General features: G+C 67.7%; 18 protein-coding genes and 2 pseudogenes. 10 read left to right on the forward strand and 10 right to left on the reverse strand.

The genetic code is table 11. The features are described from left to right. Positions 1-56 precede the first annotated feature (56 nt). The 7 genes from U4Z64_RS16090 to U4Z64_RS16120 are packed head-to-tail and all read left to right on the forward strand — an operon-like array spanning position 57 to position 7,269. Positions 57-737 (forward strand): CDP-alcohol phosphatidyltransferase family protein, encoded by a 681-nt coding sequence (locus tag U4Z64_RS16090; RefSeq protein WP_321820466.1) that lies wholly within the window; start codon positions 57-59, stop codon positions 735-737. After that, on the forward strand, positions 734-1,543 hold the full coding sequence (locus U4Z64_RS16095; RefSeq protein ID WP_321820467.1) for a 2OG-Fe(II) oxygenase: 810 nt from the start codon (positions 734-736) through the stop codon (positions 1,541-1,543). Before U4Z64_RS16090 ends, U4Z64_RS16095 begins: the two co-directional genes overlap by 4 nt. Beyond that, positions 1,540-2,541, forward strand: a complete 1,002-nt coding sequence (locus tag U4Z64_RS16100) for an HpnL family protein (protein WP_321820468.1) — start codon at positions 1,540-1,542, stop codon at positions 2,539-2,541. The genes U4Z64_RS16095 and U4Z64_RS16100 overlap by 4 nt, the downstream gene beginning before the upstream one ends. A gap of 36 nt (positions 2,542-2,577) precedes the next feature. Continuing rightward, on the forward strand, positions 2,578-3,345 hold the full coding sequence (locus U4Z64_RS16105) for a phosphocholine cytidylyltransferase family protein (protein ID WP_321795106.1): 768 nt from the start codon (positions 2,578-2,580) through the stop codon (positions 3,343-3,345). Next, positions 3,342-5,027, forward strand: a complete 1,686-nt coding sequence (gene aepX, locus U4Z64_RS16110) for a phosphoenolpyruvate mutase (protein WP_321820469.1) — start codon at positions 3,342-3,344, stop codon at positions 5,025-5,027. Before U4Z64_RS16105 ends, aepX begins: the two co-directional genes overlap by 4 nt. Beyond that, positions 5,024-6,205, forward strand: coding sequence for a phosphonopyruvate decarboxylase (aepY, locus tag U4Z64_RS16115; protein WP_321820470.1), 1,182 nt, complete (start codon positions 5,024-5,026; stop codon positions 6,203-6,205). Before aepX ends, aepY begins: the two co-directional genes overlap by 4 nt. Next, a complete protein-coding gene (locus tag U4Z64_RS16120; RefSeq protein WP_321811152.1) occupies positions 6,205-7,269 on the forward strand; it encodes a 2-aminoethylphosphonate aminotransferase in 1,065 nt (354 codons plus the stop codon). The genes aepY and U4Z64_RS16120 overlap by 1 nt, the downstream gene beginning before the upstream one ends. Before the next feature lie 591 nt (positions 7,270-7,860). Here the strand turns inward: U4Z64_RS16120 and U4Z64_RS16125 are convergent. The 3 genes and pseudogenes from U4Z64_RS16125 to U4Z64_RS16135 form a co-directional block, all read right to left on the reverse strand. Continuing rightward, positions 7,861-9,477, reverse strand: a complete 1,617-nt coding sequence (locus tag U4Z64_RS16125; RefSeq protein WP_321820471.1) for a hypothetical protein — start codon at positions 9,475-9,477, stop codon at positions 7,861-7,863. Positions 9,478-9,842: 365 nt separating this feature from the next. After that, positions 9,843-10,958, reverse strand: a complete 1,116-nt coding sequence (locus U4Z64_RS16130; protein ID WP_321820472.1) for a LuxR C-terminal-related transcriptional regulator — start codon at positions 10,956-10,958, stop codon at positions 9,843-9,845. Between the two features lie 321 nt (positions 10,959-11,279). Further along, a pseudogene (locus U4Z64_RS16135) lies at positions 11,280-11,592 on the reverse strand (hypothetical protein). Between the two features lie 162 nt (positions 11,593-11,754). On the opposite strand from U4Z64_RS16135, the pseudogene U4Z64_RS16140 reads away from it, so the two are divergent. After that, a pseudogene (locus tag U4Z64_RS16140) lies at positions 11,755-12,369 on the forward strand (multidrug ABC transporter ATPase); the annotation flags it as partial. A gap of 27 nt (positions 12,370-12,396) precedes the next feature. Here the strand turns inward: U4Z64_RS16140 and U4Z64_RS16145 are convergent. Further along, positions 12,397-13,548: an acyltransferase gene (locus U4Z64_RS16145; protein WP_321820473.1), complete on the reverse strand. Its 1,152-nt coding sequence runs from the start codon at positions 13,546-13,548 to the stop codon at positions 12,397-12,399. Positions 13,549-13,583: 35 nt separating this feature from the next. Here U4Z64_RS16145 and U4Z64_RS16150 point away from each other — a divergent pair, with 35 nt between their 5' ends. Both U4Z64_RS16150 and pip read left to right on the forward strand, forming a co-directional pair. Further along, on the forward strand, positions 13,584-13,751 hold the full coding sequence (locus tag U4Z64_RS16150; RefSeq protein ID WP_321795091.1) for a hypothetical protein: 168 nt from the start codon (positions 13,584-13,586) through the stop codon (positions 13,749-13,751). A gap of 151 nt (positions 13,752-13,902) precedes the next feature. After that, positions 13,903-14,835: a prolyl aminopeptidase gene (pip, locus tag U4Z64_RS16155; protein ID WP_321795089.1), complete on the forward strand. Its 933-nt coding sequence runs from the start codon at positions 13,903-13,905 to the stop codon at positions 14,833-14,835. A gap of 81 nt (positions 14,836-14,916) precedes the next feature. On the opposite strand, the gene U4Z64_RS16160 is transcribed toward pip, so the two are convergent. From U4Z64_RS16160 to U4Z64_RS16185, 6 genes are all read right to left on the reverse strand, one after another. After that, a complete protein-coding gene (locus tag U4Z64_RS16160) occupies positions 14,917-15,189 on the reverse strand; it encodes a hypothetical protein (protein WP_124485046.1) in 273 nt (90 codons plus the stop codon). A 172-nt stretch (positions 15,190-15,361) separates the two neighbouring features. Further along, entirely contained in the window at positions 15,362-16,438 is a 1,077-nt protein-coding gene (locus tag U4Z64_RS16165; RefSeq protein WP_321820474.1) for a transglutaminase family protein, read from the reverse strand. After that, a complete protein-coding gene (locus tag U4Z64_RS16170) occupies positions 16,432-19,038 on the reverse strand; it encodes a circularly permuted type 2 ATP-grasp protein (protein ID WP_124485088.1) in 2,607 nt (868 codons plus the stop codon). The genes U4Z64_RS16165 and U4Z64_RS16170 overlap by 7 nt, the downstream gene beginning before the upstream one ends. 212 nt (positions 19,039-19,250) lie before the next feature. Beyond that, positions 19,251-22,670, reverse strand: a complete 3,420-nt coding sequence (locus tag U4Z64_RS16175; RefSeq protein ID WP_124485048.1) for a DUF2126 domain-containing protein — start codon at positions 22,668-22,670, stop codon at positions 19,251-19,253. A 93-nt stretch (positions 22,671-22,763) separates the two neighbouring features. Then, positions 22,764-23,738 carry a transglutaminase family protein gene (locus U4Z64_RS16180; protein ID WP_124485049.1) on the reverse strand — a complete coding sequence of 325 codons (975 nt, stop codon included), beginning with the start codon at positions 23,736-23,738 and terminating at the stop codon, positions 22,764-22,766. Positions 23,739-23,746: 8 nt separating this feature from the next. Next, the coding region (locus tag U4Z64_RS16185; protein ID WP_321820475.1) for an alpha-E domain-containing protein at positions 23,747-24,182 on the reverse strand (436 nt) is incomplete at its 5' end.

Raw genomic sequence — 24,182 nt, forward strand, 5'->3', positions numbered from 1 at the left:
TCAGGACATTGATCGAATAAAAAGCAACAAATTACAATTCCGTATATATTTCGCCGATGGACCAAAGAAAAACCGCCACACGTTCCGAACCGCCCCTGCCACGCACCTGGGATGCGCGGCTCGCGCGCTCGCTCGTACGCCCGCTGATCGACACGCCCGTCACCCCGAATCACCTCACTACCCTTCGTCTGCTGATCGGCCTCGCCGGTGCCTGGTGCCTCGCGCAAGGCGGCTTCGCCTGGATCAACGCGGGGGCATTCCTGATCGTGCTGTCGAACTTCGTCGACCACACCGACGGCGAACTCGCGCGCATCAGCGGCAAGTCCAGCAAGATCGGTCACTTTTACGACCTCGCGGCCGACGCGCTCGTGACGGTCGCGCTGTTCGTCAGCATGGGCCTCGGCATCGTCGCCCAGGGCGGCCAGATGGCCGCGTCGCCGGTGCTGCTCGGCGCGGTGGCCGGTGCGGCCGTCGCGCTGATCTTCTTCCTGCGCATGCGGATCGAATCGATCGCCGGCAAGGCCGGCACCAAGCAGGCGTTCGCCGGCGGCTTCGAGACGGAAGACGTGCTCTACCTGCTGCCGATCGTGACGCTCGTCGACGGCGTGCAGCCGTTCCTGCTCGCGGCATCGATCGGCGCCCCGCTGTTCGCCGCGTGGGTCGTGATCGACTGGTGGCGCATCGTCCGCCGCGGCAATCTCCCGCAGAACCCTACCGAAATCCAGGTTTCCAAATGACTCCTAGCACGCGCGACGACTCCGTGCTGAGCCCGGCACGCCCCGCGCCTGCGCGCGCGGCAGCGGCCGATCCCGATCGCACCGTGGCCGACTGCGTCGGCCGTCTCGACCTCGACCGCCTGCGCGGCGACTACACGCGCCAGGGCTCGTTCCTGTACCTCGACGCATTCCTGCCGGCCGACGCGCACGCGAAGCTCGCGGCCGCCGCCCGCGCGATGCAGGCCGGCCTGAACCGCAATTACCTGCCCGGCCACAAGCAGGGCGGCAGCGTGAGCCGGCACACGATCGACGAGCAGGCGCCGTACATCGCGGAGCTGTACCGCTCGAAGGCGCTGATCGGCTTCCTCGAGAAGGTCACCGGCGACAAGCTGATGCTGTCGCCGGACGACGATCCGCATGCGTACGCGCTGTACTACTACACGAAGCCGGGCGACCACATCGGCTGGCACTACGACACGTCGTACTACGACGGCCGTCGTTACACGCTGCTGATCGGCGTGATCGACGAGTCGTCGTGCCGGCTCGACTACGAACTGCATACGCGCAATCCTGACGTGCCCGACGAATCGGGTTCCGTGCAGATCGCCGACGGCGGCATCGTGCTGTTCGACGGCGACAAGCTGCGCCATCGCATCACGCCGCTCGGCCAGAACGAGACGCGCGTGTCGCTCACGTTCGAATACGTGACCAACCCCGGCATGCGGCCGTGGAAGCGCTTCATCTCGAACATGAAGGACGCGATCGCGTATTTCGGTTTCCGCCAGGTGTTCAAGCAGCTGGCTACGCGCCGGTCGAGCGGGTCATGACACGCGCCGGCCTGATCCTGCTGTCCCTCGGAACGGCACTGTTCGTCGCCCTGCTCGCGTGGCAGGGCGTCGGCGCGGTCGGGTCGACGTTCCTCGCGGCCGGCTGGGGCCTCGCGCTCGTCGCGGCATTCCACGTCGTCCCGCTCGTGATCGACGCGCTGGCGATCTCGGTGATGTTCCGCCGCGGCCAGCCGGGCGCCGAGCTCGGCAACGCGCTGCGCGCGCGCTGGGTCGGCGAATCGGTGAACAGCCTGCTGCCCGCCGGGCAGATCGGCGGCCCGGTGCTGATGGTGCGCCACCTCGCGCAGCGCGGCACGCGGATGGCCGACGCGGCCGCCGCGGTCACCGTCAGCACGACGATGCAGGCGCTCGCGCAGATGGCGTTCGCGCTGATCGGCATCGCCACGTTCAGCGTGTATGCGACGCACGAGTCGGTCGCGCACCTGCGCACGCCGGCGCTGATCGCCACCGGCGTGCTCGGCGCGCTGGCCGTCGCGTTCTACGCGGCGCAGCGGCGCGGGCTGTTCGGCCGCGGGTTGCGTCTCGCGTCGAAGATGCTCGGCCCGCGCGACTGGTCGTCGCTCGCGACCCGCGCGGACGCGATCGACGACGCGGTCGGCGCGCTGTACCGCGATCGCGCGAAGGTCGCGAAGACCTTCGGATTGAGCCTCGCCGGCTGGATCGTCGGCACCGCCGAAGTGTGGCTCGCGCTGCACTTCCTCGGGCACCCGGTCAGCTGGCTCGACGCGCTGCTGCTCGAGAGCGTCGGCCAGGCGATTCGCGGTGCGGCATTCGCGATCCCGGGCTCGCTCGGCGCACAGGAAGGCGGTTACCTGCTGCTCGCCCCGCTGGTCGGCCTGCCGCCCGACGCGGCGCTCGCGCTGTCGCTCGCGAAGCGCGCGCGCGAACTCGCGCTCGGCCTGCCCGGCCTGCTCTATCTGCATTTCAGTGAAAGAAACTGGCAGCGGCGCCGTGCGCCGCAGCCCATCGCCGACTGATCGTTCAGATCCGCCGGCTTTTTGGTTGGAGAACCCATGCGAGCCATCATTCTTGCGGCAGGCCTCGGCTTGCGCCTGCAACAACCGCCCGAGGCGCAATTCCCGAAGTGCCTGCTGCGCTTCGACGACGTGTCGCTGCTCGAGCGCCATCTGCGCGTGCTCGACGCCGCGGGCGTCGATGAAATCGTGCTCGGGCTCGGCTTTCAGCACGAGAAGGTCGAGCAGGAACTGAAGCGCCTCGGCCGCACCGCCGAGATCGTGATCAACGAGCGCTACGACCTCGGCAGCGTGCTGACCGTGCATACCGTCGCCGACGCGATGACGCGCGGCGGCGACGTGCTGCTGATGGACGCCGACGTGCTGTACGACGAGAACATCCTGCACGCGCTGGTCGCCGATGCCGACCAGTCGGTCGACCGCCTGCTGATCGATCGCGACTTCGAGGCCGGCGACGAACCCGTCAAGCTGTGCCTGAAGAACGGCGTGCCGGTCGAGCTGCGCAAGCAGCTCGCGGTCGACCTCGACTACGACACGATCGGCGAGTCGGTCGGCTTCTTCCGCTTCACCGAAGGCACCGCGCGCCGCCTCGCGAAAATCGTCGCGGGCTACGTCGACAGCGGCCGCGCAAACATGCCGCACGAGGAAGCCGTGCGCGACCTGCTGCTCGAAGGCGGCCACGCGTTCGACGTCGCCGACGTCACGGGTTCGCCGTGGATCGAGATCGACTTCCCGAACGACGTCGCACGCGCGACGCAAGAAATTCTCCCCCTGATTCAACGCACGACCGCCGGAGCCGCACGATGAACGCACGCGAACCCAACTTCTCCGAATCGCGCAGCGCACGCCTGCGCCGCATGCTCGTCAGCAGCGAACTCGAATTCCTGATGGAAGCGCACAACGGCCTGTCCGCGCGCATCGTCCGCGAAGCGGGCTTCAAGGGGATCTGGGCATCGGGCCTCGCGATCTCCGCGCAGTTCGGCGTGCGCGACAACAACGAGGCAAGCTGGACGCAGGTCGTCGACGTGCTCGAGTTCATGGCCGACGCGAGCGACCTGCCGATCCTGCTCGACGGCGACACCGGCTACGGCAACTTCAACAACGTGCGCCGCCTCGTGAAGAAGCTCGAGCAGCGCGGCATCGCCGGCGTCTGTATCGAGGACAAGCAGTTCCCGAAGACCAACAGCTTCATCGGCGGCGAGCGCCAGCCGCTCGCGGAAATCGACGAGTTCTGCGGCAAGATCAAGGCCGGCAAGGATTCGCAGACCGATCCCGACTTCTCGATCGTCGCGCGTGTCGAAGCGCTGATCGCAGGCTGGGGGATGGACGAGGCGCTGCGTCGCGCGAACGCGTACGCGGAAGCCGGCGCCGACGCAATCCTGATCCACAGCAAGCTGTCGCGCCCGGACGAGATCCTGCAGTTCGCGCGCGAATGGAGCGGCAAGGCGCCGCTCGTGATCGTGCCGACCAAGTACTACAGCACGCCGACCGACGTGTTCCGCCAGGCCGGCATCAGCACCGTGATCTGGGCGAACCACCTGATCCGCGCGTCGGCATCCGCGATGCAGGCGACCGCGCGCGAGATCCACGAGAGCGAAACGCTGATCAACGTCGAGGACCGCGTTGCATCGGTCAACGAGATCTTCCGTCTGCAGGACGCCGACGAGTACTCGGCCGCCGAGCGCATCTACCTGTCGTCGTCGTCGCGCGCGTCGAACGCCGCGATCGTGCTCGCCGCGAGCCGCGGCAAGGGCCTCGAAGCCGTCACCGAAGACAAGCCGAAGGTCATGCTGCCGGTCGCCGGCAAGCCGTTGCTGCGCTGGCTCGTCGACGGCTTCAAGACGCACGGCGTGAACGACATCACCGTGGTCGGCGGCTATCGCGCCGACGCGATCGACACGTCGGGCATCAAGCTCGTGGTCAACGAACGCCATGCGCAGACGGGCGAACTCGCGTCGCTCGCATGTGCGGCCGAACGCCTGACCGGCGACACCGTGATCTCGTACGGCGACCTGCTGTTCCGCAGCTACATCGTGCGCGACCTCGCGGAGAGCGAGGCCGAGTTCAGCGTCGTCGTCGATTCGTCGCTGACGGAAACCAACCAGAGCGTGCGCGACTTCGCGCTGTGCTCGGCGGCGGACGACCGCGGCCTGTTCGGCCAGAAGACGTATCTGCAACGTGTGTCGAGCGACGTCGCCGCCGGCACGCCGCACGGCCGCTGGATCGGTCTCCTGAACGTGCGCGGCGCGGGCGTCGACCGCCTGAAGGCGATGCTCGCGACGCTGCAGGCACGCGACGATTTCGACACGCTCGACATCCCGTCGCTGCTCAACGAGCTGATCGCCGCCGGCGAGAAGATCGAGGTGCAGTACGTGCACGGCCACTGGCGCGGCGTCAACGACCTGGAAGACTTCCGCCGCGCGGGCGACTTCGCGCACGGCCAGACGCCGCTGTCCGAGCCGGGCGCCGGCAACGGGGGCGCGCAATGATCGAAGCGGCCCAGTTCGTCGAGGCCGCGCGCGAACGCGGTTTCGACTGGTACGCGGGCGTGCCCTGCTCGTACCTGACGCCGTTCATCAACTACGTGCTGCAGGACCCGACGCTGCACTACGTGTCGGCCGCGAACGAAGGCGACGCGGTCGCGCTGATCGCGGGCGCCACGCTCGGCGGCAAGCGCGGGATCGCGATGATGCAGAACTCGGGGCTCGGCAACGCGGTGAGCCCGCTCACGTCGCTGACCTGGACGTTCCGGCTGCCGCAGCTGCTGATCGTCACGTGGCGCGGCCAGCCGGGTGTCGCCGACGAGCCGCAGCATGCGCTGATGGGCCCGATCACGCCGGCGATGCTCGACACGATGGAGATCCCGTGGGAGACGTTCCCGACCGACCCCGAACAGGTCGGCCCGGCGCTCGACCGCGCGATCGCGCACATGGACGCGACGGGCCGCCCGTACGCGCTCGTGATGCAGAAAGGAAGCGTCGCGCCGTATGAGCTGAAGGCGAACCCGGCGGCCGCGCCGCGCGCGCATGTCGCCGCGCAATCGTCGTCGCGTGCCGCGTCGGCCGACGCGTGGCCGACCCGCCACGACGCGCTGCAGCGCGTGATCGCGCACACGCCGGTCGATTCGACCGTCGTGCTCGCGTCGACCGGCTTCTGCGGCCGCGAGCTCTATGCGATCGACGACCGCCCGAACCAGCTGTACATGGTCGGCTCGATGGGCTGCGTGACGCCGCTCGCGCTGGGTCTCGCGCTCGCGCGCCCCGACCTGCGCGTGGTGGCCGTCGACGGCGACGGCGCCGCGCTGATGCGCATGGGCGTGTTCGCGACGCTCGGCACCTACGGCCCGGCCAACCTCACGCACGTGCTGCTCGACAACGGCGCACACGAATCGACGGGCGGCCAGGCGACCGTGTCGCAGCATGTGTCGTTCGCGGGTGTCGCGGCCGCATGCGGCTATGCGTCGGCGGTCGAAGGCGACACGCTCGACGTGCTCGATGCAACGCTCGCCGCGCGGGCCGACGGTGCGCAGTTCGTGCGCGTGGCGATCCGCACGGGCGTGCCCGACGGCCTGCCCCGCCCGACCGTCACGCCGGTCGAAGTCAAGACCCGCCTGATGCGGCATATCGGCGCCGCGCAGGCTGAAGCCCACGCCGAAGGAGCTCATTGATGCTGCTGCTGAATCCCGGCCCGGTCACGCTCACCGAACGCGTGCGCCGCAGCCTGCTGCAACCCGACCTGTGCCATCGCGAAAGCGAATTCTTCGATCTGCAGGATGAAGCGCGTGCGCGCCTCGTCGCCGCGTACGAGCTCGATCCGGCCGAGTGGGCCGCCGTGCTGATGACCGGCTCGGGCACCGCCGCCGTCGAGAGCATGATCGCGGCGCTCGTGCCGCAGGACGGCAAGCTGCTCGTGATCGAGAACGGCGTGTACGGCGAGCGCATCACGCAGATCGCGACGCAGTACGGAATCGCGCACGAGGTGCTGAAGCACGAATGGATGCAGGCGCCCGATCTCGCGCAGATCGCCGCGCGTCTCGACGCGGGCGGTTATTCGCACGTCGCGGTGATTCATCACGAAACGACGACCGGCCGGCTGAACGACCTCGGCGCGATCGCCGACGTGTGCCGTGCGCGCGGCGTGAAGATGCTCGTCGACGGCGTCAGCAGCTTCGGCGCCGAAGCGATCGACTTCGCCGGCGGCGTGATCGACGCGGTCGCCGCGACCGCGAACAAGTGCCTGCACGGCGTGCCGGGTGCCGCGTTCGTGATCGTGCGCCGCAGCGCGCTCGCGAAGGCGGCGAGCCGCACGTATTACCTTGATCTCGGCCGGCTCGCGAAGCTGCAGGATCAGCGCAATACGCCGTTCACGCCGTCCGTGCACGCGTACTACGCGCTCGTCGAGGCGCTGCGCGAGTTCGATGAGGCCGGCGGCTGGCGTGCGCGGCATGCGCACTACAAGGCGCTCGCCGATCAGGCGCAGGCCGGGCTCGCGGCGCGCGGGATGTCGCTCGTGCTGCCGGAAGGCGCGTCGTCGGTCGTGCTGCGTGCGTACCGGCTGCCGCAAGGCGTCACGTACGAGACGCTGCACGACGGGCTGAAGGCGCGCGGCTTCGTGATTTATGCGGGGCAAGGCGGGTTGTCGAAGGAACTGTTCCGGATCTCGACGATGGGCGCGATTCAAGCGGCTGATGTCGAGCGGTTGCTGGAGGGGTTTACGGCGCTGACGCAGTAACGCTGAACGCTTTGGCAACGAAAGGCCCGCAAGGGCCTTTTTTGTTGGTCGCGAGATTTCGGGAAGGACGCTGCTGTGTGGGGTGACGTTTGGGCGGCAGCAGGTACATGCGACTGGCTGTTGGCGCCCCTTCTGCGCCGTTCGAGTCTTCCGCAACTCGATGGCGGCTATCCGAGTCCAACGGTCATCCGCCTTCACATTCGCTCGGCCAGGTGATCGGCCGACTCTGCCGCTGCATCGGATTGGACGGATTTCACGGGCAGATGGTCACAACGCCCCGTCCGGCTGGACGGCGACTCCTCGACGGGCTGTCCTGTAGGACTCCGATGCAAGTGTCGGTCCGATCAACAATTTGCCGAAGGTGAATTCCGTAGCCGGCCGGATTCGATGCGAATCTCGTGTGATCGAGTTCGTCAAGGTAACGCGGAAGCAGCCACCGAAATGATCCAGCGGCGCGCATTGGAGGAAGCTCAGAGCAAGGCGGTGCGGCACGGTACCTGATTCGGGGTAAAACGCAAAAAACCCCTCGCACGAGGCGAGGGGCCCAAAGCCAGGCCGAGGGGAAAGCCCCTCGGCGAAAGGCTCGACAGCTTAGGGACGGTCCATACTCAGGTTGTAGAAGTTTTGCGCGGCATTGGCGCTGATCGATGCGGAAAGTCCCGCTGCGGCGATTCTCAGGCCGATCGATTCGTTGACGTTCGTGGCAGCGGCCCGATGCCGCAGGCCAACAACGGGATCGTTGATGGTCCAGGTATCCACGCGCCCATCCTCGATACGTGTCCGGGTATAGGAGTTCGCGGTGGTGTCGACAGAGTCGATCCTGTTGCTGTAAGCGTCGAAGGCACTCATTGCGCCGGTCCGACTCATCGTCAAGTCCCAATAGGCATTCGTCGTGCCGACGGTCGGCAGCGTCATGGTGTAGGCCTTGGTAGCAACCGTGAAGCCACCAGGACGCGTCCAGAACATGGAGACGTGGCCATCGGTGCCGACGAAAGTGATCGCATATCCGGTGCCGCCGTTGGAAGGCGTGCTTGCCAGACCGTCCGCCCCTTCGGTGAAGACCGGGAAATCAGCGTCCGTCCAGACGTAGCACGGGACGCCCGCAAAGCAGCGACTGCCGGCCGTGACCTTGCCGTCGGCGCCGAGCGTCATGTTGACGCGACTCGGTACCAGATTGCCGGCGCTGTTGGCATTGGTCGCGTAGGTAAGACCCACCCAATTTCCCGCCTTTTGGTCCATGGAGACCTTTTGCGCCGGTACCAGGAACCTTGCGTACGTGGAGGCGCCACGCACGTCGCGCAAGAGCGCGATCCCGCCCTTGCCGACGACCATGTCATAGCCGTACTGACTATCCGAATTGAGGAAGCGGCACGCCTGACTGGAATCAGCCGTAAGCGTATCGACCGCGCCATCGCGCTGATAGGTCACGTTGAGCTTTGCAGCGTCCACTGTCACCGGCTCGATCGAGTTGTCGGCCGTATTGATACTGAAGTACTTGCCGCTGCGAAAGCTGGCGCAGGACGCCGCCGAAGGTTGCAGGATAGTTTGAATCGGGCCGGCCGAATTGCCGCCGGGATTCGCCGCGACTGCCGTGGATAGATCTTCCAGGGTCGTGCCGGACGAGGCCATCGCGGCACCGAGTTTGTCGATGGCCTGATCCATGGCGTTGCCGGCAGTACTGCCGGTTGCTGCGACAAGCGTGTCCGAAATGGGGTTCGCCCCACCCAGATCGACAATGCCGCTAAGCGTGAGGCTGACTGCCGAGACCGCGCTGGTGACGCCCTCGGAGGTCAGCTTGCCTTGCGCGGTCGGGTCAAAAGTATTGAAAAAATCAGTAGTGCTACCGCCTGCGATGGCCGCCGTAACGAGCTCGGTCAGCGGCGTGATATTCGCAACCGCAGCTGTGCCGGAACCCGCATCCACGACCGAGTGCATCACCGTCCCGTTCGGAGCCTGGACGCTCAGCACGCACGGGCGCACGGCGTTCGGAATATCAACAGTAAAGGTGCCATCCGCGGCAGTCGTGGCCGTACCCGCCCCCGTCGCGCATTTGGCTTGAACGGTGGCTCCCGCCAGTGCCGCACCCGTCGCCGCGGTGCCGCTGATCTTCGTCGTCGAGGTAGTCGTAGCCGCCCCACTGTTCTCGCCACCGCCACAAGCCGTCAAGGTAGCCGCAGCGACAGCCACAGCAAGCAGTTCTGCTTTCATTTTTCTGGCTCCTTAAAGTATCCCGCGCCCGGATCTGAACGACCCGTAGCGCCTTCCCGTCCGCTCTTTTTTGGTTTCGGCATGCGCAGCAAACAACCTGTGCAGCCGGGGAAAGTATGCGAGTGGAGCCAGAATGTCCGCATCATCAATATTGATAGTGAAACAACAGACCGTTTCACGGTATCGAACACACCTGCCATAGAGCGGCCGCCCACGCGAGCGAGCTTCAACGACCGATCCGTTTTCCGACAAGCCCGGTATCGGCGATGCGTTCGGCAACGCGGTTGCTGCGAACAACCCCGTCTGCTTTGAAATACCATGCAGCAACAGGCTCGGTCATCGGAGCGCCGCTGTGCCCGCGCCAGTCAATTGACCTTGTGTTGTGAGAGTACCGATAACATCGTGCTCACGGCTTTGACCTGCGATCGAGCGTCGGTCTTTGCAAGAATGGCCCGCACTTGGTATCTGACCGTGTTGGGTGAGACCCCTTTGGTGTCCGCATAATCCTCCGGCGGCGTGCCTTCGATCAGCGCCTCCGCCACGGCCGCTTCCGCTGGCGTCAAACCAAAAGCCTGTTGCAACTGCTTGGCGGTGACAGGCGGCCCGTTTCCACGCATCCTTGCCGTGATCAGGACCGATGCCGAGCCGAAAGTGGTCAGCGATTGCCCCGGAATGGCCGCAATACTCATGAACAGGTCGTGACTGGCTCCGGTGGCGTTTCGCAGCGCCAGGCTTTCCCCGTGTCTGGATCGCGCAACCCGAAGGATCGCCGCGAGCAGCGCGTCATTCTCCGGAGCGTGTGGCGCTGCCAGTCGACCGTACCTGAGCCTGAGCGCAGTGCCGGATTTCAGCATCGCCTCCCCAGCCTGATTGGAAAACACGAGGCGCCCATCCTTGTCGAGCGCGAAGACGGCAAGGCCCAGTTGCTCCATGAGTTCAGTCCCCAGCGCGGCGTCCCGGTGCAGTGCGTTGGCATCCTGCCAAAGATTGATCGTTCGGTGCAGGTGTGGGATCAGGCTGGCGGCAGTCTCCCGGTCTTCGTCCGAGTACGGAGTCCGCCCGGCGGCGCGCAGCAGGCCCAGGAGGGTATCGCTGCTGCCTGGTCGGGTAAGGCGGGCTCCCAGAAGATAGCGCAGCCCTGCGGTCGGGATCTGGTAGTCCTGGTAGAACTCGCTTTGCGCTACGTCACGCTCGCTGATGTGATCCTGGCAGGCGACGAGCGTGCCGGCGGGCGCTCGCTCCACCAAGCTCCGTCTCGGGTCCAGCGCACCATAGTATTGCTCGTAGAGCGTGATGATCGGGTCCCAGTCGATCCCTGGTGAATACACCGAGAGCCCGGGGCGGTTGTTCTCCGAATCCCAACTGAACATATGGAACCAGGTCGCGCCGATCGCCTCTGTAGTGCGCTGCAGGACTTCCAGGAAATCATCTTGCCGGATGGCGGCCTCGTAGAGGTCCCCAATCAGATGGTCTCTTAGCATGTCCGCTCCCCAACGGATTAGCGACCGGAGCCTGTCGGGCGGCTCTTGGGTCGAGGCTCGTAGATTTACTAGGTAAGGACGATAGCGAATCGTAATAACCCTGTAAAGCCACGTTGATCCGGAGGTGCGTAAACGCGAATACCGTGTCCGTAATGGATTTTTCGCCCGAGCCAATTAACGGGACGGTGTCAAGTAGGCAAACTGCGGACGCAGCCGCTCGCGCGGCCAGTTTTTAATTCCAGGGCCCGGATGCTGTGGACTGGCCGCGTCCGTTTCTTCGTTTGCTGCCTAAGACGGATCGCGCCACACACAGGTCAAGATCTACGAGATCGCAAGCGTCAAGAGACCTGAAATTGCATCCGTCACGATGTGCTCGACATAGGGGATGCGGTAGTGACTCGTGTGTGAGTACGCGTCGCCCAACGTTGTCAGGACGCCAACGATCAGCGCATTGCCGTATCGATGCGCGTAGAGTTTCGCCAAAGGCGTGAAAGTCAACAGTACGGCGAGAGTCTAGTAAGCAGTCCTGTATGAAATGCAATAGTCCAGCGCGCGAGGCTCATGACATTCCCCTGCTCCCCGGCATGCAGGTCATGCACGCACTGGTCGGCTGCCAGAAACGCTGGATAAACAGTCTGACGCGGTGCTTCTACTCGGTTGACATGATGCATTCCCATCGGTGACTGACCTGGGTGCCGGTTGTGAATGGCTGATAATGGCGGCGGATTCAACCGGTCGATGCAACAGCATGATGGAATCGTTCAGCCGGTGTATCGAAGTTTAGTGTCTTGCGTGGACGATCGCGGCCGTCGCGTTCGACACGCTGCCGCAAAGCAAGAACCCCGACGAAAGCCGCAAGCTGCAGATCGTCGCGCTGGTCGAGGGCGGCAAGGTCGTCGCGGCCGAGAAATCGACCGTCGAGGAAGACGCCACCACCGAAGTCGGCCCGAACAGCTATCGCATCGACACCGCGCCGTACCGTCTGTCGCCCGGCGTACGCGCGTTCGGCGTCGTGTTCGTGAGCAGCGCGCGCGGGCCGAGCTGTCCCGACGCGAATGCCGGCGAGGAGCTGACGCTGTGGGTGCGCGACGGCACCCGCATCCGGCCGGTGTTCGGCACCAATCTGTACGGCTGGATCAGCGTCGAAGGCGAGGCTTGCGGCGCCGGTGCCGGCGACGCGCGCAGCGAAGACGCGAAGATGACGATCGCCGTCGAGAAGACGATGAGCCACGGCTTTGCGGACCTGTCGATCACCGCGCACATCACGCAGACGAAACGCGAAGACGGCACCTATTCGGATACGGGCAAGCGAACCGCGCGCACGGTCGTCCGATACGACGGCAAGTCGTACGGAATCGATATGTTCCGGACCTTCTGGTATTCGCCGACGGCGGTCAAGCGCTTCAAGTGACGCGGCGGCGGGCCGCGACTCGCCAGCCTACTCCGCCACCTTCGGCCCGATCGCGTCGGCCGGCGCCGGCATCCGCAGCGCATCGTCGCGCATGCGTCGCGCCTCGCGCGCCGTATAGCGATCCTTCAACCGCAGGAACGGCTTCTCGACGAGGAAGTAGCTGGCCGTCGCGGCCAGCAGCGCCCACACGATGCCAAGTGGAAACGCATGCGCAACCGGCAGGCCCGGATTCGCGAACGGCTGCTGCCACAGATACAGGCTGAACGAGATCGTGCCGACGAACACGACCGGCGCGGCCCGCAGCCAGCGCGCGCACCAGAACTCGCTGCGAAAATTCAGCACGACGATCACGATCGCGATCAACGCGGCCTCGAGCGTCACGCCGTAGGTCGCATTCCAGAAGCCGCCGAGCCGATGTTCGGCAAGCGGCATCCCGAACAGCACGACGAAGACGAGCGCCGTCACGATGCGCGTCTCGCCGCGCCACGAGCCGATCCATGCTTCGAGCCGTTCGCGTTCGAGCGCCGCGTAGCAGCCGATCAGGATCGGATCGACGCCCGTATGCAGCATCATCCCGAGCTGCCCGCGCAGCGCCGGCGCGACGAAATACGTGAGCGCGCGCGCGAGCGGCACGGCCAGGATCAGCGCGGCCAGCCAGCGCGTGCCGCGACGGCGGGCGCCAAACACGAACAGCAACGGCCAGAACCAGTAGAACTGCTCCTCGAGCGCGAGCGACCAGAAATGGCCGAGATACCACGCGCCGTCCGGGTGCAGCACGTTGTCGCCGCTCAGCCCGAACCATGCCGAGTAATTCCACAGATGCAGCGCCGCATACAGCCACTGGCGGCGCCCGACGTCGAGCCAGCCGACGGCGGCGAGCACGCCGATGGTCGCGAGATACACGTAGCACGCCGGCCAGATCCGCAGCGCGCGGCGCACATAGAACGACGTCAGCGCGATCCCGCCGGTGCGCGCGCACTCCGCGCGCAGCACGTTGGTGATCAGGAAGCCGCTGAGGACGAAGAAGATCAGCACGCCGAGCCGGCCGTCGGCGACGAGCCGCAGCGGCGCGAGCCAGCCGGTATAGCCGCCCGGCAGCACGCGTTCCGCATGGCCGACGACGACCATCGTGACCGCGACGGCGCGCAACCCGGTCAGTTGCTTGACGCGATGGTTCATCGGTTCGTTTCCCGTTGGCACGGCGGAGGAACGGAATGAAGGCCGGCGCCCGCGATCGGTGCGCCGATATGCCGCCAGGATTTTGTCTGAAAAATATCGGAACGAAATTGGCGAAAAAAATTCCGCCGAGCATGCCGGCCGCCATGCCGCGCCGTGCAACCGGCTGCGCCATCGCACGCAACGGCCGGAATGAATGGGCATAATGACAAGCCTTGCCCGGCGGCCGCCGGGCCGATGCCGACACAACGAATCTGCGGCGCCGCAATATCCGCGATACCGGCGCTGCCGTATTCCGATCGCCCACCGGCCCGTGCCTCGTCCGCCGCCCTGCCGACCCTCACCCGGAGCCTGCCTGTGTACCCACCGATCGAACCCTACGCCCACGGCCACCTCGACACCGGCGACGGCCACCGCATCTACTGGGAGCGCTGCGGCAACCCGTCCGGCAAGCCCGCGGTGTTCCTGCACGGCGGCCCGGGCGCGGGCTGCAGCCCCGACCATCGCCGCCTGTTCGATCCCGAGCGCTACGACATCCTGCTGTTCGACCAGCGCGGCTGCGGGCGCTCCACACCGCATGCGAGCCTCGACAACAACACGACCTGGGACCTGGTGGCCGACATCGAGCGGTTGCGCGAGATGGTCGGCGCGCAACAGTGGCTCGTGTTCGGCGGCTCATGGGGCAGCGCGCTCGCCCTCGCCTACGCGCAGACGCATCCGCAACGCGTCAGCGCACTCGTCGTGCGCGGCATCTTCACGATGCGCCGCGCGGAGTTGCTGTGGTACTACCAGGAAGGCGCGTCGTGGCTGTTCCCGGACCTGTGGGAAGAATTCCTCGCGCCGATTCCGCAAGCCGAGCGCGATGACCTGATGGCCGCGTACCATCGCCGGCTGACGGGCGACGACGAAGCCGCGAAGCTCGAAGCCGCGCGCGCATGGAGCCTCTGGGAAGGCCGCACGATCACGCTGCTGCCGGACCCGGCGCTGGCCGCGCACTTCGCGGACGGCCACTATGCGCTCGCGTTCGCGCGGATCGAAAACCACTACTTCGTGAATCGCGGGTTCGTCGAGGAGGGCCAGTTGCTGCGCGACGCGCATCGCCTCGCCGGGATTCCGGGCGTGATCGTGCAAGGCCGCTACGATATCGCGACGCCCGCACGCACCGCGTGGGATCTCGCGAAGGCATGGCCCGACGCGAGGTTCGAGATCGTGCCGGATGCCGGACACGCGTTCAACGAACCGGGCATCCTGAAGGCGCTGCTCGCGGCGACGGACCGGTTCGCGGCGTAAGCGCAAGCAACGCAGCACGTACCGCGCAATACCACGCGGCGCGCGGCAGCCGGCCATGCCGGCCGGCGCGCGCCGCCCCGCTCAGAGCGCCGCTTCGACGATCGTGCGGCCGCTGATCGCCCGCTCGACGAGTCGTTCATCGCCAACCTTGCGGATCGCATCGTCGAGCAACCCTTCCGGCTCCTCGGTCGCGACCTTCAGCAGGCCCGACAGGCCACGCGCGTCGAGCACCACGAGCGTTTCCATCGAATCCGCACGGCTCACGAGCACGCGGCGGAACGCCGGGCCCGCGCCGAAGCTCGCGCAAAGCTCGATCGTCTCGTTGCCGAGCGTGTAGTCGAAGTTCTTGATCATGTCTGCCGCCGTTGCAAGGGAATGGCGACGCGCGACGGCGCGGCGCCGTGACGTCGACGCACCCGTGCGTGCCGCCGGCGCCGGATCGGGTCCGATCCGTTCGCCGGCAACACCATGCTAGGCGGGCAGTATTAACGACGACTTAAACGTCCGGCGGCCGGCGCATCAGGCCTTAGAGCGCCTCGTCGAGCGGCTCGACCGTCACACCGACCTTCAGCTCCTGATCCGCGCCGCCGCCGCGAATCACGCCGCGCAGCGGCGTCACGTCCGCGTAGTCGCGGCCGATCGACAGCATCACGTAGTCGTCGCCCGGCGCGCGGTCGTTGGTCGGATCGAGCTGCAGCCAGCCGCCGTCTTCGGGCCACGCCGGGTCGTACACGTCGACCCATGCATGCGATGCGTCCGCACCGATCAGCCGCGGCTGCCCGGGCGGCGGCTGCGTCAACAGATACCCGCTCACGTAGCGCGCGGCGAGCCCGAGCGAGCGCAGCGCGCCGATCATCACGTGCGCGAAATCCTGGCAGACGCCCTTGCGCAATCGCAATGCATCGAGCGCCGTCGTCGTGATGTCGGTGCTGTTCGGCGTATACGCGAAGTCGGCGTGAATCCGCCGCATCAGGTCCCATGCGGCCTGCACGAGCGGCCGCTGCGGCTTGAAGCTGGCGGCCGCATACGCAGCCAGTTCCGGATCGCACGCCACGTGCGGCGACGCGAACACGAACTCGCTCGCCGCGTCGTACGGCTGCCCCGCGCGAAACCGCAGGCGGTCGCGCACGACTTCCCATGCGGTTGCGTGCTCGGGGTCGGGATGCGCGATCGCGGGCGGCGGCGCGCCGCGTGCGCCCTGCGACCAGACGGGCGGGCTCACGCGCACCGTGCTGCAGCTGCGCACGAGCAGCGCATCGTGCGGCTGGTTCAGCGCGAACGATGCGCGCGCGTTGCCGAACGCGTCGATCTCGGTGCCGACCGTTTCCGGTCCGGGTTCGATGTCGAGCGCGAACGACAGCACCTGCTGGCGCGGCGTCGCGAGCGGCTGCAGCCGCGCCTGGTGCTGGGCCGATTCGACGCGGGCCGCGTAGCGATATTCGGTGTCGTGCGTGACACGCAGGACACGACCGGCCGACGTCGTCGGCGTGGCCGACGTGGCCGATGCATTCGAGGCCGCGGGCACGACCGCCGCCGCTGTCTGCTTCGCACTGCCGGGGGCGGCCGCGGGCGGCGTCTTCGCCGCGTGTTTCGGCGTCACCATAGCGTCCTGCCCGCCTCGCGAACGTGGCTGAAATATCGCTCGCCGATCCGGTTCGACAGATCCCACACGGCCTTCACGGTCGTGTCGAGCGCATCGAGCAGCGCGTCGTGCCGACCATCGTCGCCGGTTTCACACAGTTCGTGCAGCGACCACGCGGGCACGTCCGGAATCGTCTCGGCCAGTTCGGACAGCGCATAGCCCTCGCTGCGCTCGACCTTCGTCAGCCGGCCGCGCAACGCCTGCACGACCCAGCCGAGCGAGCGCGGATTGTCGGTGTCGAGCACGACGAGCGACAGCAGCGGCGCGACGTCGAAGCCGCGCTGGAAGCGCGAGCGGAACGTGATCGTGCTGTCGAACAGCTCCAGCACGAGTTCGAAGCCGTCCTGCCGGTGCACCGCGCCTTCGTCGAACGCGAACTTCAGCACGCTGCACAGGAAGTCCAGCCGGTCGATCTGCCGCCCGATCGACAACAGCCGCCAGCCGTCGTCGCGCGTCATGTTGTCGGTCTGCGCGCCGGTGATCGCGCCGAGCAGCAGCCCGAGGCGCTCCAGCAACTGCAGCGCCTCGTTGCCGATCTGCTCCTCGGCTTCCGGATGATCGGCGCTGTCGGCGAACAGTTGCGTCGCGTCGTCGATCAGCCGCCACTGATCGCTCGACAGCCGTTCGCGGATCGCCGCAGCCGCGCCGCGCATCCCGAACAGGCAGGACGCGATGCCCGACGTGCGGTCCGCGCCGCGCGTCAGCGACGTCGCGAGCGCGTACTGGAACGCACGCGGCGCATCGACGGCGTTCGGCGCGTCGGGCGCGATCAGGCCGGTGTCGCGGCACAACGTGTCGATCAACTCGAGATGCGCGGGACTGTCGACGTCGTCCTCGCCGCGCAGCCGTTCGAGCGCGGCGCGCGCGAGACGCATCAGGTTGGTCGCGCGCTCGGTATAGCGGCCGAGCCAGAACAGGTTCTCCGCGGCGCGGCTCGCGATCGCGCGCGGACGCTCGACCAGGTCGTCGGGGCCGAGACGCGTCTGCAGCAGCGTCGTCGAATCGACGATGCCTTCGGTCATCACCCACGTATCGACCGTGCTGCCGCCGCGCGGCATCGGCGCGTTGAACAGCGTATCGCGCGTGCCGACCCGCGACAGTCCACCCGGCAGCAGCCGCCAGCGCTGCGCGCCGTCGGCGAGCGCGAACACGCGCAGCAGCAGCGGCTTCGGCACGATGCGCGCGCCGCCGCTGCCGTCGGACGCGTCGTGCCCCGGCCAGGTCGGCGCCTGCGACAACGGCAGGTCGGCCTGCACCGTGTAATGCTCGGGCCGGGCCAGGATCCGCGCACGCCATTCGGCCAGCTGCGCCGGCGTGAGCCGCGCGCCGATCACCGGGTCGAACGCGCCGCCGGCCTGCACCTCGGGCGGATACGACGGCTTCACGATGCTGCGCGCAAGCTGCGGCAGCGCATCGCCGCACGCGGCCGCCTCGCCGCACCACCACGAATGCACGGCCGGCAGCGTCAGCGTTTCGCCGAGCAGCGCTTCCGCGAGGCGCGGCATGAAGCCGAGCATGCCCGGCGACTCGAGGAAGCCCGAACCCGGCGCATTCGCGAGCAGCACGTTGCCCGCCCGCACGGCCTGCAGCAGGCCGGGCACGCCGAGCATCGAATCGGGACGCAGTTCGAGCGGATCGAGCCACGCGTCGTCGACGCGCCGCAGGATCCCGTGCACGGGTTCGAGCCCGCGCAGCGTCTTCAGGAAGACGCGGTTGTCGCGCGCGGTCAGGTCACCGCCCTCGACGAGGGTGAGGCCGAGGTAGCGCGCGAGATACGCATGCTCGAAGTAGGTCGCGCTGTGCGGCCCGGGCGTCAGCAGCACGATCCGCGAATTCTTTCTGGCGGGACTGAGCGCCTGCATGCTCTGCAGCAGCGACCGGTACGCGGAAGCGAGCCGCTGCACGCGCAGCCCGCGGAAACCGCGCGGAAAGAGCCGCGACACGATCAGCCGGTTCTCGAGCAGATAGCCGAGGCCGGACGGTCCCTGCGTGTGCTGCGCGACGATCCGCCATTGGCCGTCGGGGCCGCGCGCGAGATCGAACGCGACGACGTGCAGCCACGTGTCGCCCGGCACGCGTGCGCCGCGCATCGCGCGCAGGTAGCCCGGGTGGCCGGTCACGAGCGCGGGCGGCAGCAGCCCGCGCTGCAGGATCGTCTGCGGTCCGTACAAATCGGCCATCGTCGCGTTCAGCAGCCGCACGCGCTGCAGCACGCCGCGCTCGATCGCGACCCAGTCCTCGGGCGTGACGATCAGCGGCAGCAGGTCGAGCGACCACGGGCCGGCCGCACCGTCGCCCGCGCGTTGTTCGTGGAGCTGGTAGAACAGGCCGTTCTCGCGCATGCGGCGCTGCAGCGCGTCGGCGCGGCGGTCGAGGTCGGCCACGCCGTCGCTGCCGATCGACGTGAAGAAGCTGCGCCATGCGGGGGCGAGCAGCGGCGCGGTGAGGCCGGCGGCACTGCCGCGCAGTTCGTCGTAGCGGCCGGCCGCGGCCGGCGCCGCGAGCGCGGCGGCCAGTTCCGCGGCGTCCGGCTGCGCGCCGGTATCGAAAAGCGTGGGCATCGCGTCGGCGTCGGCGAGATCGTCGGGGTGAATGGGCGGCACGGTCGGTATCGTTCCGTCGTCAGGGGGCAGCGGTGCCCGCACGCCGCCGCACCGTCGGCCGGGCACGGCAGACGCGGCGGGCGGCCGCAGTCTGCCCGCATCCTAGCACTCCTCCCGGCGCGCCGGGAGGTCGGAAACCGCGCATCGTCGTGCGTCCTTTCATCCGACGATCAGGGCCGTCGCAGGTCGAGCGTGAACGGGAATTCACGGCTCGGCGCGGCGGCCGCCACGTCCATCCGCCCCGGCGTGTGCCCCATCGCGACGAAACGCGCGAGCCGGCGGCTCTCGGCCTCGTACGCGTTGACCGGGAACGTCGCATAGTTGCGCCCGCCCGGGTGCGCGACGTGATACCGGCAGCCGCCCAGCGAGCGCTGCAGCCACGTATCGACGATGTCGAACGTGAGCGGTGCATGCACGCCGATGGTCGGATGCAGCGCCGACGGCGGCGCCCACGCCTTGTAGCGCACGCCCGCGACGTATTCGCCGACGGTGCCGGTCGGCTGCAACGGCAGCGCGCGGCCGTTGACGGTCACGACGTGACGGTTGTCGTTCAGCCCGGTCACGCGCACTTCGAGCCGTTCGACCGACGAATCGACGTAGCGCACCGTGCCGCCGGGCGCGCCCTCCTCGCCCATCACGTGCCACGGCTCGAGCGCGCCGCGCAGCGACAGCTGCATCCCGTTCACCGCGATCTGGCCGAACAGCGGGAAGCGGAATTCGAAATGCGGCGCGAACCACGCGGAATCGAACGCGAAACCGGCGTCGCGCAGCTCGGCCAGCACGTCGTCGAAATCCATCTTCAGGAACGCGGGCAGCATGAAGCGATCGTGCAGCGCGGTGCCCCAGCGGGTGAGCGGCGTCGTATACGGCGCGGCCCAGAAGCGTGCGACCAGCGCGCGCAGCAGCAGTTGCTGCACGATGCTCATCCGCGCATGCGGCGGCATCTCGAACGCGCGCAGTTCGAGCAGGCCGAGCCGCCCGGTCGACGAATCCGGCGAATACAGCTTGTCGATGCAGAATTCGCTGCGGTGCGTGTTGCCGGTCACGTCGATCAGCAGGTTGCGCAGCACGCGGTCGACGAGCCACGGCGGCATGTCCTGCCCGTACAGCAGCTTGTTGCGCTGGATTTCCGCGAATGCGATGTCGAGCTCGTAGACCTGATCGTTGCGGGCCTCGTCGACGCGCGGCGCCTGGCTCGTCGGACCGATGAACAGCCCCGAGAACAGGTACGACAGCGACGGATGGTTGTGCCAGTAGGCGATCAGGCTCGCGAGCAGGTCCGGGCGGCGCAGGAACGGGCTGTCGGCCGGCGTCGCGCCGCCGAGCACGAAGTGGTTGCCGCCGCCCGTGCCGACGTGCCGGCCGTCGACCATGAACTTCTCGCTGGACAGCCGCGACTGCCACGCGGCGTCGTACAGGAATTCGGTCTGGCCGACGAGTTCGTCGAAGCTCTTCGCCGGATGAATGTTCACCTCGATCACGCCGGGATCGGGCGTGACCTGCAGCAGCTTGAGCCGCGCGTCGCGCGGCGGCGGGTAGCCCTCGAGCACGAGCTTCACGCCGAGGGCCTGCGCGGTCAGCTCGATCGCCGCGAGCAGGTCGAGATAATCCTCGAGCGCGGCGAGCGGCGGCATGAACAGGTACAGGATGCCGTTGCGCACTTCTGCGCACATCGCGGTACGCGTGATCCATGCGGCCGATTCGAAGCGCTCGGGGTGGCGCTGCGGGTCCTGCGCGGCATGCGCGTGCCGGTCGCCGGCGGCGCTGCCGTCGCTGCGCAACTGCATGACCGTTTGCGCGGACGCTTCGCGATGCACGCCGGCCAGGTAACGCGGCGCGTCGGCCGCACCCGCATGACGCGCACGGAACGCGGCCGCGTCCGGCAGCGCGTCGCGCGGCGCGAACGGATCGCGTTCGACCAGGTACGGATAGTCGGCGCCGGCGACCCACGGCAGCGAATCGAGCGGCAGCCGATAGCCCATCGGCGAATCGCCGGGCACGAGGTACATCCGTTCGTCGCGGAAGAACCACGGGCCGGTCTGCCAGCGCGGGCCGTCGAGGCCCGGCGCGTCGTCCGTGCGCTTGATCGGCAGCACGTAGCCGACCACGCTGTCGAGATGCTGGTCGAACACCTTGCGCAACCGCGCGCGCTCGAGTTCGTCGTCGAGGCGCGAGTCGAACGGATCGACGTTGACCGGCAGCCGGCGCTCGCGCCACAGGTAGTACCAGACATCCTCGTAGCCGGGCCGCACGAATTCGTCGGTCAGTCCGAGGCGCGCGGCCAGCGCGTCGATGAAGCGCTTCGCGTCCTCGGTCGTGCACGCGGACGGCTCGCGCTCGTCGGCGAACAGCGACGGGTCGTGCCACACGGGCTGGCCGTCGGCGCGCCAGAAGATCGACAGCGCCCAGCGCGGCAGCTGCTCGCCCGGATACCACTTGCCCTGCCCGAAATGCAGGAAGCCGCCTTCGCCGTATTCGGCGCGCAGCCGCTGCACGAGTTCGGTCGCGTAGCCGCGCTTGGTCGGGCCGAGCGCATCGGTGTTCCATTCGGCGCCGTCGCGATCGTCGATCGACACGAAGGTCGGCTCGCCGCCCTGCGTCAGCCGCACGTCGCCGGCCGTCAGCGCGCCGTCGACCTGCGCGCCGAGCGTGCGCACGGCGTCCCATTGCTGCTCGGTATACGGCTTCGTCACGCGCGGCGATTCGTACACGCGCGTCACCACCATCTCGTGCTCGAACGACACTTCGCATTCGTCGATCAGCCCCTCCACCGGCGCGGCGCTGGTCGGCTGCGGCGTGCACGCGAGCGGGATGTGTCCTTCGCCGGCGAGCAGGCCCGAGGTCGGATCGAAGCCGATCCAGCCCGCGCCCGGCAGGTAGACCTCGCACCACGCGTGCAGGTCGGTGAAGTCGACCGACGTGCCGCTCGGGCCGTCGAGCGCCTTCACGTCGGGCGTGAGCTGGATCAGGTAGCCGGACACGAAACGCGCGGCGATGCCGAGATGCCGGCACAGCTGCACGAGCAGCCACGCGCTGTCGCGGCACGACCCGGACGCGAGCTCGAGCGTCTGCTCGGGCGTCTGCACGCCCGGCTCCATCCGCACCAGATAACCGATATCGTGCTGCAGCTGCTGGTTCAGCGCGACGAGGAAGTTCACGGTGCCGGCCGGCGTGCGGTCGACGCCGTCGAGATACGCGCGGAACAGCGGCGCCGCGCTCGTCTGCGGATCGCACGCGAGGTACGGCGCGAGTTCGGTCTTCAGCGCATCGTCATAGCTGAACGGGTATTGCTCCGCGCTGGCTTCCAGGAAGAAGTCGAACGGGTTGTACACCGACATCTCGGCAACCAGGTCGATCGTGATCTCGAAGTGTTCGGTGCGCTCCGGAAACACGAGCCGCGCGAGATAGTTCGAGAACGGGTCCTGCTGCCAGTTGATGAAGTGCTGCGCGGGCTCGACGGTCATCGAATACGCGACGATCGGCGTCCGGCAGTGCGGCGCGGGCCGCAGCCGCACGATCTGCGGCCCGAGGTTGACGGGCCGGTCGTAGCGGTAGCGGGTGGTGTGATGCAGCGCGACGTGAATGGGCATGGGAGAGCCGCTCGGTTCGGGTTGGACCGGCCGCGAGCGCCGCGTCGCCGTCGCTGCGGCGGCACGGCACGGCGGGTTCGGAGAAGGTGTGCGTCAGACCAGTTCGGGCGACTGCACGACGCTGATCTCGATGCCGACGGCGCTCGCGCCAATCCCCGTCACCGGTTGCGCGTCGCGATAGTCGAGGCCGACGGCGATGCGCACGTAGCGCTCGTCCGGGCAGCGGTTCATGAACGGATCGAAGCCGACCCAGCCGAGCCCTTCGACGTACGCCTCGGCCCACGCATGGCCGGCCGGCTGCTGCATCAGCGCGACGGCCTGCGGCTGCGCGCCGAGTGCCGCCTGCGGCAAGCCCTGCGACTGTGCGGCATGCGATGCGCCGAGCACCTGCTGCATGCCGTCGCCCGTCTGCAGCGCGAGCGCTTCCTCGGCATCCTCGTCGCTCGCGCTCTGCTTCGCGTCGGCGATGCGCTGCATCGCGCTGTCGGCGAGCACGTAGCCCGAGATGTAGCGCGCGGGCACCTTCAGCGCGCGCGCGGCCGCGATGAACGCGTGCGCATGGTCGCGGCTGGTGCCCTCGCCGCTTTGCAGCGCGGTTTCGGCATCGACCGGCGCGTCGGCCAGGTTCGGCGCGTATGCGATGCGGTCGTGCACTTCCGTCATCAGCCAGTGCAGCGCATCGAGGCTGTGCGGCTCGATCGGCAGCGCCTGCGTGAGCTCGCGCACGGTGTCGCCGGCTTTCGTGAGCGCGGTCTCGCGCTCGAAGATCCACGGCGGCGCATAGCCCTCGGGGTGGCCGAGAATGCCCGCACGGTCCTGCGTCTCGACGACGCCGGCCGCGACCACGACGACCTCGTTCTTCGCGCCGCGGTCGTGGCGCACGAGGTCGATGCGGTTGCCGAATCCGTCCGCATAGGAAAGCGTCGGCTCGACGCCGTCGATCGTGACCTGCCACGCGCGCACCGTCTGCCCGGGCCCCGATTGCGGGCGCAGCCGCAGCCGTTGCAGCGCATGGGTGGCTTGATCGTCGAACTGATAACGCGAGATGTGTCGGATGGCGAGTCGCATGGCAAGTCTCAGTCGAAGTTGTAGGCCTGGGCGATATCGATCCCCAGGCTGTTGTTGCGGCCGATGAAGTCGGTCAGGAACTCGTGCAGGCCGCTCTTGAAGATCCGCTCGACCGAGGTGTCGGACAGCATCTGCAGAATCTTCGTGGCCGTGTCGTGACACGGGTGTGTCACGCCGTAATCCTTCGCGAGCAGGTTCAGGCTCGACACCACGCGCCCGTAGCAATAGCGCAGCGAGCGCGGCATGCGGCCGTTCAGGATCAGGTAGTCGGCGATGTTCATCGGCTTGTACTGCACGTCGTACACCCAGCGATACGACCGGTGAGCGGCCACGCAGCGCAGGATCGTCTCCCACTGGTAGTTGTCGAGGATCGTGCCCACGTGCGACACCGACGGCAGCAGCAGGTGGTATTTCACGTCGATGATCCGCGCGGTGTTGTCGGCG

The organism is Burkholderia sp. BCC1996, assembly GCF_905339955.1.
Lineage (GTDB): Bacteria > Pseudomonadota > Gammaproteobacteria > Burkholderiales > Burkholderiaceae > Burkholderia.

Bases quoted from the DNA above. Each gene is read 5' to 3' on its own strand.
- U4Z64_RS16125 (WP_321820471.1), bottom strand. From the start codon at position 9,477: ATGAAAGCAGAACTGCTTGCTGTGGCTGTCGCTGCGGCTACCTTGACG.
- U4Z64_RS16160 (WP_124485046.1), bottom strand. From the start codon at position 15,189: ATGATCAAGAACTTCGACTACACGCTCGGCAACGAGACGATCGAGCTT.
- U4Z64_RS16100 (WP_321820468.1), top strand. From the start codon at position 1,540: ATGACACGCGCCGGCCTGATCCTGCTGTCCCTCGGAACGGCACTGTTC.
- U4Z64_RS16105 (WP_321795106.1), top strand. From the start codon at position 2,578: ATGCGAGCCATCATTCTTGCGGCAGGCCTCGGCTTGCGCCTGCAACAA.
- U4Z64_RS16130 (WP_321820472.1), bottom strand. From the start codon at position 10,958: ATGCTAAGAGACCATCTGATTGGGGACCTCTACGAGGCCGCCATCCGG.
- U4Z64_RS16095 (WP_321820467.1), top strand. From the start codon at position 734: ATGACTCCTAGCACGCGCGACGACTCCGTGCTGAGCCCGGCACGCCCC.
- U4Z64_RS16150 (WP_321795091.1), top strand. From the start codon at position 13,584: ATGAAGGCCGGCGCCCGCGATCGGTGCGCCGATATGCCGCCAGGATTT.
- U4Z64_RS16120 (WP_321811152.1), top strand. From the start codon at position 6,205: ATGCTGCTGCTGAATCCCGGCCCGGTCACGCTCACCGAACGCGTGCGC.
- U4Z64_RS16090 (WP_321820466.1), top strand. From the start codon at position 57: ATGGACCAAAGAAAAACCGCCACACGTTCCGAACCGCCCCTGCCACGC.
- U4Z64_RS16175 (WP_124485048.1), bottom strand. From the start codon at position 22,670: ATGCCCATTCACGTCGCGCTGCATCACACCACCCGCTACCGCTACGAC.
- U4Z64_RS16180 (WP_124485049.1), bottom strand. From the start codon at position 23,738: ATGCGACTCGCCATCCGACACATCTCGCGTTATCAGTTCGACGATCAA.
- aepX (WP_321820469.1), top strand. From the start codon at position 3,342: ATGAACGCACGCGAACCCAACTTCTCCGAATCGCGCAGCGCACGCCTG.
- U4Z64_RS16145 (WP_321820473.1), bottom strand. From the start codon at position 13,548: ATGAACCATCGCGTCAAGCAACTGACCGGGTTGCGCGCCGTCGCGGTC.
- U4Z64_RS16165 (WP_321820474.1), bottom strand. From the start codon at position 16,438: ATGGTGACGCCGAAACACGCGGCGAAGACGCCGCCCGCGGCCGCCCCC.
- aepY (WP_321820470.1), top strand. From the start codon at position 5,024: ATGATCGAAGCGGCCCAGTTCGTCGAGGCCGCGCGCGAACGCGGTTTC.
- U4Z64_RS16170 (WP_124485088.1), bottom strand. From the start codon at position 19,038: ATGCCCACGCTTTTCGATACCGGCGCGCAGCCGGACGCCGCGGAACTG.